The 14815-nt window shown below is 60.9% G+C and carries 12 protein-coding genes; 5 read left to right on the forward strand and 7 right to left on the reverse strand.

Features of this window, described 5'->3' with window-relative positions; translation table 11 throughout:
• Positions 1 to 26: 26 nt before the first annotated feature.
• The 3 genes from Q1A07_RS14500 to Q1A07_RS14510 form a co-directional block, all read right to left on the reverse strand.
• On the reverse strand, positions 27 to 482 hold the full coding sequence (locus Q1A07_RS14500) for a DUF302 domain-containing protein (RefSeq protein ID WP_299782540.1): 456 nt from the start codon (positions 480 to 482) through the stop codon (positions 27 to 29).
• Positions 483 to 561: 79 nt separating this feature from the next.
• Entirely contained in the window at positions 562 to 4371 is a 3810-nt protein-coding gene (locus Q1A07_RS14505; protein ID WP_299782542.1) for an efflux RND transporter permease subunit, read from the reverse strand.
• Complete coding sequence (locus tag Q1A07_RS14510; RefSeq protein ID WP_299782544.1) at positions 4368 to 5636, reverse strand: efflux RND transporter periplasmic adaptor subunit; 1269 nt, start codon at positions 5634 to 5636, stop codon at positions 4368 to 4370. Before Q1A07_RS14510 ends, Q1A07_RS14505 begins: the two co-directional genes overlap by 4 nt.
• A 217-nt stretch (positions 5637 to 5853) precedes the next feature.
• Between Q1A07_RS14510 and Q1A07_RS14515 the strand changes: the two genes are divergently transcribed.
• The 3 genes from Q1A07_RS14515 to der are packed head-to-tail and all read left to right on the forward strand — an operon-like array spanning position 5854 to position 9463.
• A complete protein-coding gene (locus Q1A07_RS14515) occupies positions 5854 to 6531 on the forward strand; it encodes a hypothetical protein (protein WP_299782546.1) in 678 nt (225 codons plus the stop codon).
• A gap of 56 nt (positions 6532 to 6587) precedes the next feature.
• Positions 6588 to 7934, forward strand: a complete 1347-nt coding sequence (locus Q1A07_RS14520) for a PQQ-like beta-propeller repeat protein (RefSeq protein WP_299782548.1) — start codon at positions 6588 to 6590, stop codon at positions 7932 to 7934.
• Between the two features lie 50 nt (positions 7935 to 7984).
• Positions 7985 to 9463, forward strand: coding sequence for a ribosome biogenesis GTPase Der (der, locus tag Q1A07_RS14525; RefSeq protein ID WP_299782550.1), 1479 nt, complete (start codon positions 7985 to 7987; stop codon positions 9461 to 9463).
• Positions 9464 to 9485: 22 nt separating this feature from the next.
• Here the strand turns inward: der and Q1A07_RS14530 are convergent, their stop codons facing one another.
• Entirely contained in the window at positions 9486 to 10214 is a 729-nt protein-coding gene (locus tag Q1A07_RS14530; RefSeq protein WP_299782552.1) for a TspO/MBR family protein, read from the reverse strand.
• A gap of 101 nt (positions 10215 to 10315) precedes the next feature.
• Between Q1A07_RS14530 and Q1A07_RS14535 the strand changes: the two genes are divergently transcribed.
• Positions 10316 to 11446 carry a DUF2235 domain-containing protein gene (locus Q1A07_RS14535; protein WP_299782554.1) on the forward strand — a complete coding sequence of 377 codons (1131 nt, stop codon included), beginning with the start codon at positions 10316 to 10318 and terminating at the stop codon, positions 11444 to 11446.
• Positions 11447 to 11496: 50 nt separating this feature from the next.
• A complete protein-coding gene (locus Q1A07_RS14540; RefSeq protein WP_299782556.1) occupies positions 11497 to 11985 on the forward strand; it encodes a hypothetical protein in 489 nt (162 codons plus the stop codon).
• Here Q1A07_RS14540 and Q1A07_RS14545 read toward each other — a convergent pair whose 3' ends face one another.
• From Q1A07_RS14545 to Q1A07_RS14555, 3 genes are read right to left on the reverse strand one after another with little or no spacing between them, the layout of a single operon-like run.
• On the reverse strand, positions 11986 to 12564 hold the full coding sequence (locus Q1A07_RS14545) for a hypothetical protein (protein WP_299782558.1): 579 nt from the start codon (positions 12562 to 12564) through the stop codon (positions 11986 to 11988).
• Positions 12564 to 13139 carry a TadE/TadG family type IV pilus assembly protein gene (locus tag Q1A07_RS14550; protein WP_299782560.1) on the reverse strand — a complete coding sequence of 192 codons (576 nt, stop codon included), beginning with the start codon at positions 13137 to 13139 and terminating at the stop codon, positions 12564 to 12566. The genes Q1A07_RS14545 and Q1A07_RS14550 overlap by 1 nt, the downstream gene beginning before the upstream one ends.
• Positions 13136 to 14710 (reverse strand): TadE/TadG family type IV pilus assembly protein, encoded by a 1575-nt coding sequence (locus Q1A07_RS14555; RefSeq protein ID WP_299782562.1) that lies wholly within the window; start codon positions 14708 to 14710, stop codon positions 13136 to 13138. The genes Q1A07_RS14550 and Q1A07_RS14555 overlap by 4 nt, the downstream gene beginning before the upstream one ends.
• Positions 14711 to 14815: the final 105 nt, after the last annotated feature.

Raw genomic sequence — 14815 nt, forward strand, 5'->3', positions numbered from 1 at the left:
GGTGGGCTTTCAGGCCACCCATTCAGTCATTCGTCGGCGACCGCTTTTGAGGTGAGCTTGTCCAGGGCCCCGGTCATCATCTGCACGTATTTGGCGTCCGCAGGCAGCCCATGGGCCCCGGCAAAATCCGCAGGGTCGTGATAGACCACGCGCACCACACCTTCATTGTCGGCATAGGCCAGAACACGCAGCGGCAGATCCAGACCCGCGGTCTGCCCATCCAGCATTGCCGGTGTGCCCAGCTTGGGATTTCCGAACATCAGCATCTGCGTCGGGCGCAGATCCATCTCCACTTTCGCGGCCCCTGCCGCGTGATCGACCCGCGCAAAGACAGTGGCCCCTGCGGCTTCCACCGCAGCCTCGAGCCGGTCAATTGTTTCTGCAACCGAATGGGGGCTGGTCTTTTCGATCATATCGGCGGCTCCTGCTGTGGCGGTGATGTTCAGGCCCAGAAGGCTGGCGAAAAAGAGGGATCGGATCATCGGACTTCCTTGTTTAAATGCGATGATCCAACCCTAGCATGGATCGCCCGGATGTCCCGTCACGCCCGCGTGAAGGCCGCTATTCAGCGGCTTTCAGCGTGGCGGCATGGTCGGATGTCGGCGACAGCGCATCCTCTTCCCAGAGGATCTCTCCCGACACCACACGTCGGGCGTCTTTTTGCAACGCCCAGTCCCGCGCGACGCGGCTGGCGCGGCCCATGGACATCTTGGCCAGCAGGGTCGCGAGCCATTGCACGTAGGTCGTCGCCCAGACGCGGATGGCCAGCATCGACGGGGTCACGATCAGGGTCAGAACGGTTGCAATACCCAGCCCGAAAACCACGGCGGTGGCCAGTTGCTTCCACCACAGGGCCGTGGGGCTGTTGAACGTATAGCCACCCTCTGCAAAGTTCAGGCTGAGGCCGATCATCATCGGTGCGAGACCCGCCATAGTGGTGATCGTGGTCAGCAGGACGGGTCTGATCCGCGCCTGTGCTGTGCGGATGATTGCCTCGATGCGCGGCATGTACTGGCTGTATTCCTGATAGGTGTCGATCAGGATGATGTTGTTGTTCACCACGATGCCGGCCAGCGCGACGATCCCGGTTCCGGTCATGATGATCGAGAAGGTCTGATCCATCACCAGCATGCCGATGAGCACCCCTGTGGTCGACAGGACCACCGCCAGCAGCACGAGGATCGCGTTGTAAAAGCTGTTGAACTGGGCCAGCAGAATGATGAACATCAGCCCAAGCGCTGCGGCAAAGGCGGATTGCAGGAAGGCCTGGCTTTCCTCTTGTTCCTCCTGATCGCCGGTCCACTCGAAGGTGATCCCCTCGGGCAGAGGATCGCTTTCCAGCCACGCGCTCAGCACGCCAATACGCTCATTGGCATTCACCGGTATGAAACGGAGGTTCCCGGCATCAATCCCGGCCTGCAGATCGCGATCTGCCGGGGCCATACGATCGGTGATCTTATAGGCCGTCTGGTCCGCTGCGGTGATGTCGGCATCCGCACCGGCAGGGCGTAAAACGGCCAGCGTCTCATCCACATCGACGCCGTTCTCCCGCCGGGTTTCTACAAGCTTCACGAGACCCATGCCCACATCCGCCTTCACATCGAAATAGCGTTTCTGGTCGATCCGGTTGATCTCTGCCAGCTTTGGCACCGGCGTGCGCGTGATGAAATTCGACAGCGGGATCAGCCCGTCCGGCGTGCGGACTTTCAGTGTATCGAGGGTCGACAGCACGCGGTCGCTCTCCGGCAGGCGTACCCGGATGTCGATCTCTTCGTCTGAACTGTCCACGCGCATGGTGTCGAGCATCAGCCCGCGCGTCACCAGTTGCACCATCGCGCCGACCGTGGCCACATCCGCGCCGTAGCGTCCGGCCTTTTCCACGTCGACGTCAATTTGCCAGTCGATGCCGGGTAGGGGGCGGGTGTCTTCGATCAGGGTCAAGCCGGGGGTGCGTTCGAATTGCGCGCGTGCGATGGCGGCGGCGTCGGTCAGCGACACGAAATCATCTGCCTTGAGTCGCAGGTGCACGGGCTTGCCCGACGCCGGGCCATCGGCCACTTCCAGCACTTCGATATTGATGCCCGGCAGCGTTGAAAGCTGCTCCGTCAGCTCGGCGATCACGATGTTGCCGTCCAGATCGGGGCGGCCTGCGCGATCCTCCCAGGGAATCGTTTCAAACTGCACCTGTCCGATCAGATCCTTGGGGCGCGCGCCGCCGGAGGTGTCGGTGTTCAATCCACCATCTCCGGCGAAGGAGAAGGCATTGCTGATGCCGGGATGCGCCAGCACGATCTGTTCGGCCTGGCGGACAAGTTCGTCCTTTTCTTCCAGCGACAGGTTACCGCGTGCGAGAACGTAGACAATGCCCTGCTCGGGTTCGGATTCCACGAAGAACTCAACACCGCGGTTGTTGTTGGTAAAGAACATCAGGACAGAGCCGACAAAGATGAAAACGATACCGGCCATGATCAGTGGCATGACCGGATTGCCGGCAATGCTCTGGATGAAATACCCAAAGAGCGACCGTTGATAGCCCGCGTTGATCTGGTCAGGCTCCCGGCGGAAAAACTTGCTGACCAGCCAGCGACCGAAGCGTCCAAGGCGTGTGAGCAGTGCAAAGGCTGACACCAGCGTCAGCAAGAAGCCACCCAGGGCCACAAAGAGGCAGGCCGTGGCGGCAAGGATGAAGAGGAAAACAACCAGCAGTGTGGGGATCACCGATGAGACGATCTGCAGGCTGTTCATGGCGGCAAATTGCATGCCGATCAATCCGAAGATGGGACCCATGAGGCCAACGACGGCCATCATGACAAAGGCGACGGGGAAAAGTGCCAGATGCAGGTACCAGCGCAACCCGGCAATCGCCTTCATGTAGTCTGACATCCATCGTTCCAGACGTCCCGTGACGCCGCCCATCACGGGCAGGTAGATCAGCGCCACGACCAGCGAGGCCGAGAGCACGAAAATCAGGGTGACCGGCAGCATGCCCATGAATTCGCCCGGCACACCGGGCCAGAACAGCATGGGCAGAAACGCGCAAAGTGTCGTCGCCGTAGAAGAGATGATCGGCCAGAACATGCGCTTGGCGGCATCCACATAGGCCTGCATCGGGCCCACGCCCTCTTGCTGGCGCTTGTCGGCGTATTCGACCACCACGATGGCGCCGTCGACCAGCATGCCCACGGCAAGGATCAGCCCGAACATCACGATGTTAGAGATGGAAATGCCCATGAGCGCGAGAAAGGCAAAGCACAGCAGGAAGGAGGTGGGGATTGCGAAACCCACCAGCAAGGCCGCGCGAATGCCCAGAGCCGCCAAAACGACGATCATCACCAGCGCAATGGCCGTGAAGACGGAGCCCAGAAGCTGCTGCACCATCGCATTCACGATCCGCGACTGGTCATTCGATGTGCCCACTTCGACGGCTGCGCGCAGACCTTCGGGCCAGCCCGCGCTCTTCTCCTCGACCATGTCTTTTACGATTTCGGCGGTATCGATCAGGTTGAAGCCCTTTCGTTTGACCACCTGCAGCGCCACGGAGTTTTCCCCGTTGAAGCGCGCCGTGCCGGTGCGATCCTCGAACGTCGGATTGATTTCCGCCAGATCGCCAAGGGTCACCACCCGGTCGCCGTTGGTCTTGACGGGCAGGTTGTAGACATCGCGCGGCTCATCAAAGGACGACGGAATTTTCACCGAAAAGGTGCCCTGCGCACTGTCGACTTCACCGGCGGCAATCAGCTGGTTGTTGTTGCGCACGGTGTTGATCAACTCGCCCGCGGTGACGTTGTAGGCCTCCAGCCGCAGCGGATCGATCAGCACTTCGAGCATCTCGTCCCGGCTGCCGGCGATCCCGGCTTCGAGAACCGCATCGACCGCTTCGAGGTCATCCTGCAGGTCCTTGGCCACACGGATCATGGTGCGTTCCGGCACGGGACCGGTCAGATTGACGATGATGATCGGGAACTCCGAGAAATTGATCTCGTTGATCGAATATTGCTCCGCCCCATCAGGGAAATCGGCTTCAGCCTTGCCCATAGCGTCCCGCACATCCGCGAGAATCTTTGTCTTGTCCCAGCCGAACTCGAATTCCAGCGCGACGCCCGCGTAGCTTTCCGCCGCCGTGGCCGACATCGATTTCAGCCCGTCGAGGTCCGCCAGCTCGGTTTCCATCGGTTTGACGAGCAGCGTTTCACTGTCGGCTGCGGAAATGCCCGGGAAGGGGACGGAGACAAAAAGGGCGGGAATTTCAATGTCTGGCTCGCCCTCTTTGGGCAGGGTCGTGTAAGAATAGCCGCCCACCACAAGGCTGAGCAGGATGAAGGCAAGCACCATCCGCGCCCGGCCTGCGGCCCAATCGACGATACCTGTCATTGGCTAAGCTCCCGATAGGTTGGCGCCACCTGCACGCCCGCGATGACGAATTCCTGGCCCAGTACGATCACGTCCGCCGTCTCCTCCAACCCGGTCAGCCAAACACCTTCCGGCGTGTCGCGCATCAGCGCGATAGGGTGAAATTCCACGATGGCATCGGCATCAATCGTGCGCACGCCCAACGTGCCCTCATCGTTCAGGGTGAGGGCCGATTGCGGCAGCAGATGCGCCACCGCGCCCTCGGCGGAGACGAGGATTTCCGCCGTCTGACCGTCACGGATTTTGCCATCGGCATTGGGCACTTCGATCTCCACGCGGAAAGTCCGGGTGGTTTCATCGGCGGAACTGGAGAGGAAGGTGACCTGACCGCGCACTTCGTTGCTCCGCGCCTCGGGCCCTCCGGTAATCGCACCGCTCCCGGCCACCAGACGCGCGGAGGCCATGGCGCCCGGGATCACGCGCGCCACTTCGGTTTCCGGCACGAAGGCGACAAGCTTGATCGGGTCAAGCTGGATGATCGTGGCGCAGAGTGATCCGGGCTGCAGCAGGGAGCCAAGCTCCGCCGTGTCGCTTTCCAGAAGTCCTGCAAATGGCGCGCGGATGATCAGCCGTTCGATCTCCTTTTCCGCCGTGGCAACGCTGGCCTGCGCGCTCTGAATGCCGGATTGCGCGCCACGCAGCCCTGCACGTGCGCTCTCGACGCCTGCTTCTGCCGTTGCAAGTGCCGCTTCGGTATTGGCCACGCGGGTTGTCGAGGCAAAACCGCCCTGGCTCAGCTTGGCGGAGGCGTTGAGGTTGATTTTTGCTTCTTCGAGCTGGGCCATCGACTGCGTCAGACGCGCCTGCGCCTCCGGCACGCGCGAGCGGGCTTCGTCAAGTTCGGCCTCTGCCTGCGCCAGCGCGGTGCCGCGGGTGCCTTCATCAAGGCGGCACATCGGTTGGCCTGCCTCTACGCGTGCGCCCTTGCGCAGCGGTTCCGACACCACGGTTGCTGAGGTTTCCGCGCGGACATCCACGGTGCGGGCCGCCTCGGTCTGACCGCGCAAGGAAACGGCCGTGTCGATCTGACGCGCTGTCGACCGCAAGACAACAACTTTTACCAGGCTGGTATCTGTATCAAGCGCCGCGTCTGTCTCAGACGTTTCTGCCGTTTCCGCCGCATCGCTGCCCATGCCCAGCATGTTGAAGAGGCGCGGCCGGTCAATAATGAACAACGCCAGGATCGCAGAAACCACAAGGGCTGCAAGAATTGAAAAAATACGCATGTCGATCGCCTCGCACTGGACTGTCAGAACCGCGCCCGGCCAGAAATTGCCGTCACGTGGCGCGTGCTCAATACGACAGTTACGCTAAACTGACCAGTTCAGATTAGTAATTTCTGCAAGGTAAGGCAATGGGTGGCTCAGTCCGGGCTGATGCCGGGTCTTGGCTTGGGCTGAGGACCGCGTTATGAGGGGCGGAATTTCTTGCCAGCAGGTGATCATGAGCGACACGGATAGTTTTATCGACGAGGTCAATGACGAGGTCCGCCGCGACCGTCTGTTCGCGCTGCTCAAGCGCTATGGCTGGATCGGCGCGCTCGCAGTGGTGTTGATCGTTGGCGGGGCGGCCTGGTCAGAGTATCGCAAGGCAACGGCACGTGCCGAGGCCGAAGCGCTGGGAGATGGCATGCTGGCGGCGTTGAGCACGAATACGCCTGACGCACGCCTTGATGCGCTGACGGGCCTGTCCTCAGAGAACCCGACGGCGCAGGCGCTGGTTGCAATGCTCACAGCCTCCGAAGCCCAGCGGGCAGGCGATGTCGAAAAGGCCGTGACAGAGTTGAACGCGGTCGCCATCAATCCGGATGTGGATGAAATCTACCGCCAGATCGCCGGATTCAAGGCGCTGACTTTGCAGGCGGAAACACTGGATGCCGCAACCCGACGTCAACAGTTCGAAGCACTTGCGGCCCCCGGCTCCCAGCTGCGTCTGCTGGCCGTTGAACAGCTGGCTCTGATCGACGTGGCCGAGGGAAACACCGATGCTGCGATTGGTCGATATCAGGACATCCTGCAGGATGCTGCCGTGACCTCGGACTTGCAACAGCGCGCCTTACAGGTGATTGTGGCTCTGGGAGGCACCCCGGATCTGGATAACCTGCCCATCTCGGGGAATTGACCCGCAGATAGGGCACGGATTTTGGGCAGCGTAATGGGTGAAGCGAGCAGGGTATGATGTACTTTCTTAGAACCTCTGGACAAGGGCGCGTGACCTTTGCGCTTTTGACGGCGGCGACATTTCTGATGGCGTGCTCGGAACCGGATGTCATTTTGCCCGGAAAACGTGAGAGCATCCGTTCGGCGCTTCAGGAGGGCGAAACCGTTGCTCTTGCGGCTGAGACCGAAGATGCGCCGCGTGCGATTTCCCTGCCAACTGTTCAATCGAACACGGAATGGACTCAAGGCATCGGATCACCATCCTTCCGGGTGGCGCATCCAGCGCTCGGCGCCTCTCCACAACGCATCTGGACGGCCAATATCGGCGCAGGTGACAGCCGTCGTCATCGGATCACCGCAGACCCGGTTGTCGCAGGCGGTCTGATCTTCACCCTGGATTCCCAATCCTTGGTAACAGCGACCTCTGCCAGCGGTGAAACTGTCTGGCAGCAGGATGTCACCCCATATCGCGATGATGCCGGGGCTGCGACCGGGGGTGGAATGGCTTACAAGGACGGTCGCCTCTATGTGTCACTGGGCTATGGTGCGCTGGTGGCGCTGGAAGCCACGACGGGCAATGAAATCTGGCGGCAAAACCTCGAAGGCACAGGCTCTGGCCAACCCGCAGCCTTTGGTGATCTGGTCTATGTGACATCGGGCGACGATACCGGTTGGGCGCTTCGGGCAGAGGACGGACGTATCGAATGGCAACTGAACGCATCACCGGACGTGAACAACGTGCTTGGTGCTCCCGCGCCTGCGGTGTCCGATGATCTGGCAATCTTCGCCTTCGGCTCAGGTGAAATTCAGGCTGTCTTTCGCCGGGGTGGACTGCGCCGCTGGGACGCGTCTGCTTTGGGGCAACGGTTTGCCCGCGCCCTTGGCGCTGCGGGTGATGTGACCGGTGCGCCGGTGATCGCGGGTAACAATGTCTTTGTTGGCAACCAAGCAGGCCGGATCGTTGCACTCAACGTCGATTCGGGTGCACGCAACTGGACAGCACGCGAGGGTGCCGTTGGCCCCGTTGTGCCCGCCGGTGACAGCATCTTCGTGATCTCGGAGCTGGGAGAGCTTTTGCGCATCGACGCGTCCGATGGCACGCGCATCTGGGGCACGCAGATGCCGCATTTCGTCAAGGACCGTCCCAAGCGGCGGTCCGAGATCTTTGCGCACCATGGCCCCCTGCTAGCGGGCGGACGCGTCCATGTTGCTTCCAACGACGGGTTGCTGCGCAGTTTCGACCCCGAAAGCGGTGCGCTTGTAAGCACGGTTGACATCCCCGGTGGGGCAACCTCTGCGCCGGTGGTGGCAGGGGGGGTGCTCTACGTTGTCTCCACAAACGGCCAATTGCACGCTTTCCGTTGACGCTCATCTAGGGTAAAGCGCCTTTTTACCCGGTTCTCGGAGCCTTTGTCATGTCCTTTACCCTCGCCATCGTGGGGCGGCCCAACGTGGGCAAATCAACGCTGTTCAACCGGTTGGTGGGCAAGCGGCTGGCGCTGGTCGATGACCAGCCGGGCGTGACCCGCGACTTGCGGGAAGGGGCCGCGCGCCTGGCTGATCTGCGTTTTACCGTGATCGATACTGCCGGGCTGGAAGAGGTGACGGATGACAGCCTGCAGGGCCGCATGCGTCGCCTGACCGAACGCGCCGTGGACATGGCCGACATCTGTCTCTTCATGGTGGACGCGCGCGTGGGGATCACCCCGTCCGATCTGGTCTTTGCCGACATCCTGCGCAAAAGATCCGCGCATGTCATTCTGGCGGCCAACAAGGCGGAAGGGTCTGCGGCGGATGCCGGTGTGATCGAGGCCTATTCGCTGGGTCTGGGGGAGCCCATTCGCCTTTCTGCCGAACATGGCGAGGGGCTCAACGATCTCTACACCCACTTGATGCCCCTGGCCGATCAGTTTGCTGAACGCGCCGCAGAAGATGCACCTGATATCGACGTGACGCTGGATGAGGACGACGGCGATATGGTAGCCGAAATCCCGATGCCGACGGAGAAAAAGCCGTTGCAGGTGGCGGTGGTCGGGCGACCCAATGCGGGCAAATCCACGTTGATCAACCAGATCCTGGGCGAGGACCGCCTGTTGACGGGCCCCGAGGCGGGGATCACCCGCGATGCAATCTCGCTGCGCATTGACTGGACCGGGCCGGAGGGTCAGGCAGTGCCGATGCGCATCTTTGACACGGCGGGCATGCGCAAGAAAGCCAAGGTGCAGGAAAAGCTTGAAAAGCTGTCGGTTGGCGACGGGTTGCGTGCGGTCAAATTCGCCGAGGTGGTCGTGGTGCTGCTGGACGCGGAAATTCCCTTTGAACAACAGGATCTGCGCATCGCCGATCTGGCCGAGCGCGAGGGACGAGCCGTGGTCATCGCCGTGAACAAGTGGGACATCGAGGAAAACCGACAGGCCAAGCTCAAGGAGCTGAAGGAAAGCTTCGAACGGCTCCTGCCGCAGCTGCGCGGCGCTCCGCTGATCACGGTATCTGCCAAGACGGGACGGGGGCTCGACCGGCTGCAGGAGGCGATCATGCGCGCCTATGAGGTCTGGAATCGCCGGGTCAGCACGGCACATCTGAACCGCTGGCTCGCCGGTATGGTCGAGGCGCACCCGCCCCCCGCGCCACAGGGCAAACGCATCAAGCTGCGCTACATGACACAGGCCAAGACACGGCCGCCGGGCTTCGTGGTGATGTGCAGCCACCCCGATAAGGTGCCCGAAAGCTACAGCCGCTATCTGGTCAATGGGCTGCGTCTGGATTTCGACATGCCGGGCACGCCGATCCGGCTGTGGATGCGCGGGCAGAACGACGCCAACCCCTACAAGGGGCGCAAGAAGGCCGCACCGTCCAAGCTGCGCAAACACACCGAGGGGCGGCGCAAGGATTGATCCCGGCAGGTAGGGTGGGCTTTCAGGCCACCTTGCCTCCGGCGCGTTCCGCACGCCAGGCCTTGAAGACGGGCACCAACAGCGCGCCCGCACCCCCACCCGCCAGCGCTGCCACCATCGGATCCCCCGATAGGTTCTGCACGACGATGGCGACAAGCGCCCAGATTGCGGCAAGCCCATAGGTCGGCGTCCGGCGCAGCGTGGTTTGAATGGCAGAGGTCAGGACCAGTGCAATAAAGACAAAGAGCAGGGCTGCCGTCGGCCCGTCCATCCAACCATACCCCGCCGCCAAAAGCCCCAGAGACACGCAACTGGCCCCGCTCAACCAGCCCGCATAAAGACCCAGCGGATAGGCCGCCCAGAGATGATCGCGCGCGGGCGCACGATACAGCGCCACCAGCGCGCTGATCAGCATCGCCCAGATCAGGATCGAGGCCCAGATCGGGCTGCGCACCGCAACCGCCAGCCAGATCGCCCCAAAACCCAGCGACACACACAAAGGGGCCCGCATGGCCTGCCAATCCGCCGCATCGGCGCGGCGCAGGGCCCCGAACCCCATCCCCACAATCAGCCACAGGTAGATCACCCCCCAGATCGAGAACGCATAACCCGCGGGCTGTACGGGCGGATCCTCCTGCGGCACCGGGAACTGCTCGGGATCGAACCCGGAGAAATCCGACACCAGAAACGGCGATGCCGCAAAGGCGACCGCCAAGAGAAAAGCCAGATATGCCGTGGATTTGGGTGCCATGTTTGTTCCTTTGACAGCGCCTTGGTGAACGCAGCGTACGCCCGGTTAAGCGCCTGCGATGACCCTTCTGTCATGTCTAGGGCGCAAAAGGGGAATGGCAAATGGCACATATCGCGATCTTCTGTGATGGCACGTGGAATTCGGCACAAAACAGCGCGGCAACCCATGTCCTGCGTCTTTCGACCGCCTGCCGTCGGAGCGCCGGGCAAAGGGTGATGTATTTCGAAGGCGTGGGCACGGGCACCGGCAGGATCAGCGATCTGGGTCGCTGGTTGAGCAAACTGGGCGGTGGGCTCTTTGGCTGGGGCCTCAACCGCAACATCAAATCGGCCTATCTGGAGCTTTGCAGATGCTACCGTCCGGGCGACAAAATCCTGATCTTCGGGTTTTCGCGCGGGGCCTACACGGCGCGGTCGCTAGCGGGCATGATCCGAAAATGCGGCATACTGGCCGATCCCACGCCCGCCAACCTGCGCCGGGCGTTCCGTCTCTATCGCAAGAGAGGCGCACGGAACTCGCCAGACACGCCGCATATCCGCGCCGCGCGGCGCCGCTTGTCGCCGAAGTTCGCCACCAGCCAGGCGGATGTGATGGACCGCGGGGATGACAGCTGCCTTGTGCGGATCGCCTATCTGGGGGTCTGGGACACGGTTGGCGCTCTGGGCATTCCGGAAAGCATCTTTGGGCGCATCGCCGGATGGTGGAATGCGCGCTACAAGTTTCATGACACCACCCTGTCGCATCTTGTGGAATCCGCCCGCCATGCCGTGGCGCTGGACGAACAGCGCGTGCTTTTCGACCCAAGCCTTTGGGACAATCTTGAACCGCGTGGCGCGGTGCCGGGGCTAAATGGTCAGGATCAGAGCGCCGAGCGGCCTTATCAGCAGGTCTGGTTCGTCGGCACACACAGCATTGTCGGCGGGTCTGCACAGACGCGGGCGTTGACCGATATCACGCTTGCCTGGATCTGGGAGGGGGCCGCCCAGCAGGGCCTGCAGCTCAAACCGGGGCTGGCATTTCCGCAGGGCAGGCTGGACCCTGCCGCGCCAAGCAATGATCTGGATGACACGCGCTGGATCTACCGGGTGTTCCCGCGCCTTTTGGGCTGGCGCGCCGGACCTGCGCGTGTTGGTGATCTGGACAACAGCGTGCGCCTGCGGCTGGCCAGCAGACCCACCTATCGCCCTGGCAGCCTCCGCCGTCTGATGCCTACGCTGTCACGTCTGGACTGAACCCGCCCGGCGGGGTAGGAGGCGTGAGCCCAGCCGAAAAGGTGCCGACAATGCAAGACGATTCCGACACCGAGGTGCTCGCCACCGTGAAAGCCTCGGCCGGACGCCGTTTCCTCGGCATCGGCCTGTTGAGCGTTCTGGGGGTGCTGGTCATCTATGTGGCTTTTGTCACACCGCCGAGCTTTGGCTGGCAGGTGTTCCTGGTTGCACTTGGCATCACGGCTCTCATGGTGGCGGACGCCATGCGTCGCTCCACTGCGCATGTGCTGGAGCTCACCCGGACCGAGCTGCGCGATAGCGGGGGCGTGGTCATCGCCACTGTGGCCGAGATCACCGGGATCGACCGCGGTGCCTTTGCTTTCAAGCCCTCTAACGGATTTCTGCTGAGACTGGAAAACCCCGGAACACGCAACTGGCGCCCGGGGCTTTGGTGGCGGTTTGGTCGCCGTGTAGGTGTTGGCGGTATGACGCCCGGTCGTCAGACAAAATACATGGCGGAAATCATAGCCGTCATGCTGGCAGAGCGTGAAGCCGACTAATCAAACGCAAGCGGCGCCGTTATCCTGCCAGTTGTTGCTACCACTGCTCCGGTGCCGGGTGAAAATGAAGTTATGGATGTCGTGGTCGCCAATTCCGACATTGAAAGGTGCCACATACCGCGTCCAGGTTTCAACAACGGTAATTCTTTCTAGGTTGGGCATGATGGGCAGGAGCGTGTCCCAGTTCTCGACTTGTTTTATCGTCGCATCGCTAACAGTACCGATGGATTCCGACCATTCGCAGACGTAGCGGTTGTTTGCAGCATCGAACCATACCGAAGTGACCCGGACAGTCGACGGCTCTGCCGAACGGGCCAGGCTGTCGAACAGGCTCCGCGTGCCGGTCATATATGCATCGGTAAGGGCGCGGTCTTCTCGGGAGACCATATCGCCAATGGTATAGGCGGCCTTTTGGTTGATGCTATGTTGGCGGTACGCGTCAAAGATCACGAAAAGCGCCATATAGGCCCAGAACAGAATCGGCGTGATGATCACAGCCTCAAGGGCGAGGTTGCCGTCTTCACGTCTGGCAAAATCTCTGATCGCAAAACGGGCGCGGGTGAGGACAGGGATGCGCATTAGATCGGCTCCTGAACGAAGGCGGACATGGACACCATCATGGCTTTGCCGGCACCGTCTTTGTCAAAGGCGAAGCCGAGGCCCGTGGATGGAAAGACGGGATCGAATTTCACACAGGCGCGCATGACCATCAGCTGATGTTCTACACCGTTGGTGAAGCCACGTGGCGGGTTGATCGGTTCAGAGACGTCCACACAGTCGATGTCATCCGAGAGACCCGCGTAGTTGAACGGATCGACCGGCTCCATCTCGAGACGCAGGGTGCGGTCGCAATTGTTCTCGGAACCGGTGTTCAGGAAACCCGAGTTATCGCAGATCATTTGCTTGACCACGTCGTGATCAAAGTCAACGACCCCGTCATTGTCGAGGTCGATCCCGGTGTTGAGCCGAATGGCACGCACCGTCACGTCAAGACCGCGGTCGAGAAACATCTGGCGCATTGAATAGATTCCGAACTCCACGGACGCGAGGAACATGCTGAAGATGGCAGGCACAATGATCGCGAATTCGATGATCATATGCCCTTCTTCGTCCTTGCGAAAACGCTTTAGGCAGGAAGAGATGCGGCGGATCATTGGGTCAGCCTCAGTTCATTGATTTGGCGCGCAATGGTTGCAAAGGCTTCGGCGATTTGTTCTTTGCCGGTGGCTTTGAAGAAGTGACCCGTGCTGGAGGCGCAATATCTCATCTGGTCTTCCGGCGTGCCGGGAGCCTCGAAGGCAATCGTGTAGATCACCACATTGCGCGACTCCTCCTTGGCCAAGTCGCATTGCTTCTTGAAGTTTGTGACGTTGGTCGATTTAGACGTGATGGTCTCGCGGTCTGACGAACGCGCACCGAGGTGTTTGGTCGGGTTCAACGTATGCATGGTATCCTTCGGACGCACCTGTTCGGTGATCTGCCCGTCAGTCATCAGGACGATATACTTTACCGTTTCGCTGTCATCATAGGCCAGCGGGCGATTGTTGAATTGTGCCGGTACCAGATTGTTCGCAGGCAATGCCATCTGTGCGAAGTCGGGCTGCGTATCGGGGTTGAGCAGCGCGAGCGCCCATTTCATGGCATAGTGAGTGCCGGTGCCGTCATGCATCCGCATGGTATCGATACGGTTTTTGAGCACGGTGGCGTTGTTGGACGCGTAGATGATTGACGTTTGGTCCTGCGGGCACCAGCCCCAGTCCATCACGGAGCGGGTTGTTCCGCCGTTTTCGACCACATCTCCGTTTTCATCAAAGAGGACGGGATTGTCATCTTCGTCGCGCACGATTTCAGAGGCGATTTTCCAATTCATGAAATGCGCGGTCTGTGTGTAGTACCCATCAGACGGCAAACGGTCGTCGGAAAAATCGCTGTTATCGATCTCAAGGCAGGAAGACACGTTAGGATAAACGTACCGCACGCTGGCGTCGCTGCCAGTGCCTGCGTCATCGCTCGAGGGCAGTTGGGTGTTGTTGAAGAGCTCGTCGATGCCGCCATCATCCTCATCCAAAGCGGCTGCTGAATAGCGATCGCCCCCCAGTCGTCCAAACATGAATGGGCCTGGGTTGGTCTGACCGGCGTAAGGGATCAGGTTGATCGATGTTGTATTTGCCGACGGTCCAACCAGAACGATGTCGATGAAGTTCTTTGCGGCGGGGCGCAGGTTCTTCATCCGGTTCGAAAAGCGCATGGAGCCCGAGATGTCCAACACGAGGGAAATTTCTACATTAGGAACATCTTCAACCGCTTGGCTGAAGGCGGGCACCGGTAGCGAGTCGACCCCAAGCAGCCCCATGAATTGCGTGTTGGTCCGCATGAATGCTTCGGCCGTGACAGTGCGATAGTTCAGACCTTGGTTTGGGCGCACATCGGTCAGGAATTCGCGGAGGCCGGTCTTGTCGAAATAGTCTTCCACCACATCCGTGGCCGGGCGCGTCTGGTCAAGGTCTGCTGCGGCCAGTACAGCGCGGTCAACCGTATTCTGCAGGGCGGTCCTGCGCATTTCGTTTTGCATCAGGTCGACCCCGACCCCGGCAACCATGAGCATCATGAGCATGATGAAAATGGTAAAGATCGTAATGACCCCATCCTCGTTGCGTGCAAAGTCCGTTATCCTGTGCGGACGTGCAGCGTTCTCTTCGGGGTTCTCCGGCGAAATGCGTGTCATACGGGTACCAACTTGTTGCGTTAACGGCATTGCGCCGCTGAAAATTAGCTTCTGGATATGCTCTCCTTTTGTGGCAAAAAGCGGGCGGAACGCGGTTTCACCCCC

This window comes from uncultured Roseobacter sp., assembly GCF_947492555.1.
Taxonomy (GTDB): domain Bacteria; phylum Pseudomonadota; class Alphaproteobacteria; order Rhodobacterales; family Rhodobacteraceae; genus Roseobacter.

Bases quoted from the DNA above. Each gene is read 5' to 3' on its own strand.
- Q1A07_RS14500 (WP_299782540.1), bottom strand. From the start codon at position 482: ATGATCCGATCCCTCTTTTTCGCCAGCCTTCTGGGCCTGAACATCACC.
- Q1A07_RS14505 (WP_299782542.1), bottom strand. From the start codon at position 4,371: ATGACAGGTATCGTCGATTGGGCCGCAGGCCGGGCGCGGATGGTGCTT.
- Q1A07_RS14510 (WP_299782544.1), bottom strand. From the start codon at position 5,636: ATGCGTATTTTTTCAATTCTTGCAGCCCTTGTGGTTTCTGCGATCCTG.
- Q1A07_RS14515 (WP_299782546.1), top strand. From the start codon at position 5,854: ATGAGCGACACGGATAGTTTTATCGACGAGGTCAATGACGAGGTCCGC.
- Q1A07_RS14520 (WP_299782548.1), top strand. From the start codon at position 6,588: ATGTACTTTCTTAGAACCTCTGGACAAGGGCGCGTGACCTTTGCGCTT.
- der (WP_299782550.1), top strand. From the start codon at position 7,985: ATGTCCTTTACCCTCGCCATCGTGGGGCGGCCCAACGTGGGCAAATCA.
- Q1A07_RS14530 (WP_299782552.1), bottom strand. From the start codon at position 10,214: ATGGCACCCAAATCCACGGCATATCTGGCTTTTCTCTTGGCGGTCGCC.
- Q1A07_RS14535 (WP_299782554.1), top strand. From the start codon at position 10,316: ATGGCACATATCGCGATCTTCTGTGATGGCACGTGGAATTCGGCACAA.
- Q1A07_RS14540 (WP_299782556.1), top strand. From the start codon at position 11,497: ATGCAAGACGATTCCGACACCGAGGTGCTCGCCACCGTGAAAGCCTCG.
- Q1A07_RS14545 (WP_299782558.1), bottom strand. From the start codon at position 12,564: ATGCGCATCCCTGTCCTCACCCGCGCCCGTTTTGCGATCAGAGATTTT.
- Q1A07_RS14550 (WP_299782560.1), bottom strand. From the start codon at position 13,139: ATGATCCGCCGCATCTCTTCCTGCCTAAAGCGTTTTCGCAAGGACGAA.
- Q1A07_RS14555 (WP_299782562.1), bottom strand. From the start codon at position 14,710: ATGACACGCATTTCGCCGGAGAACCCCGAAGAGAACGCTGCACGTCCG.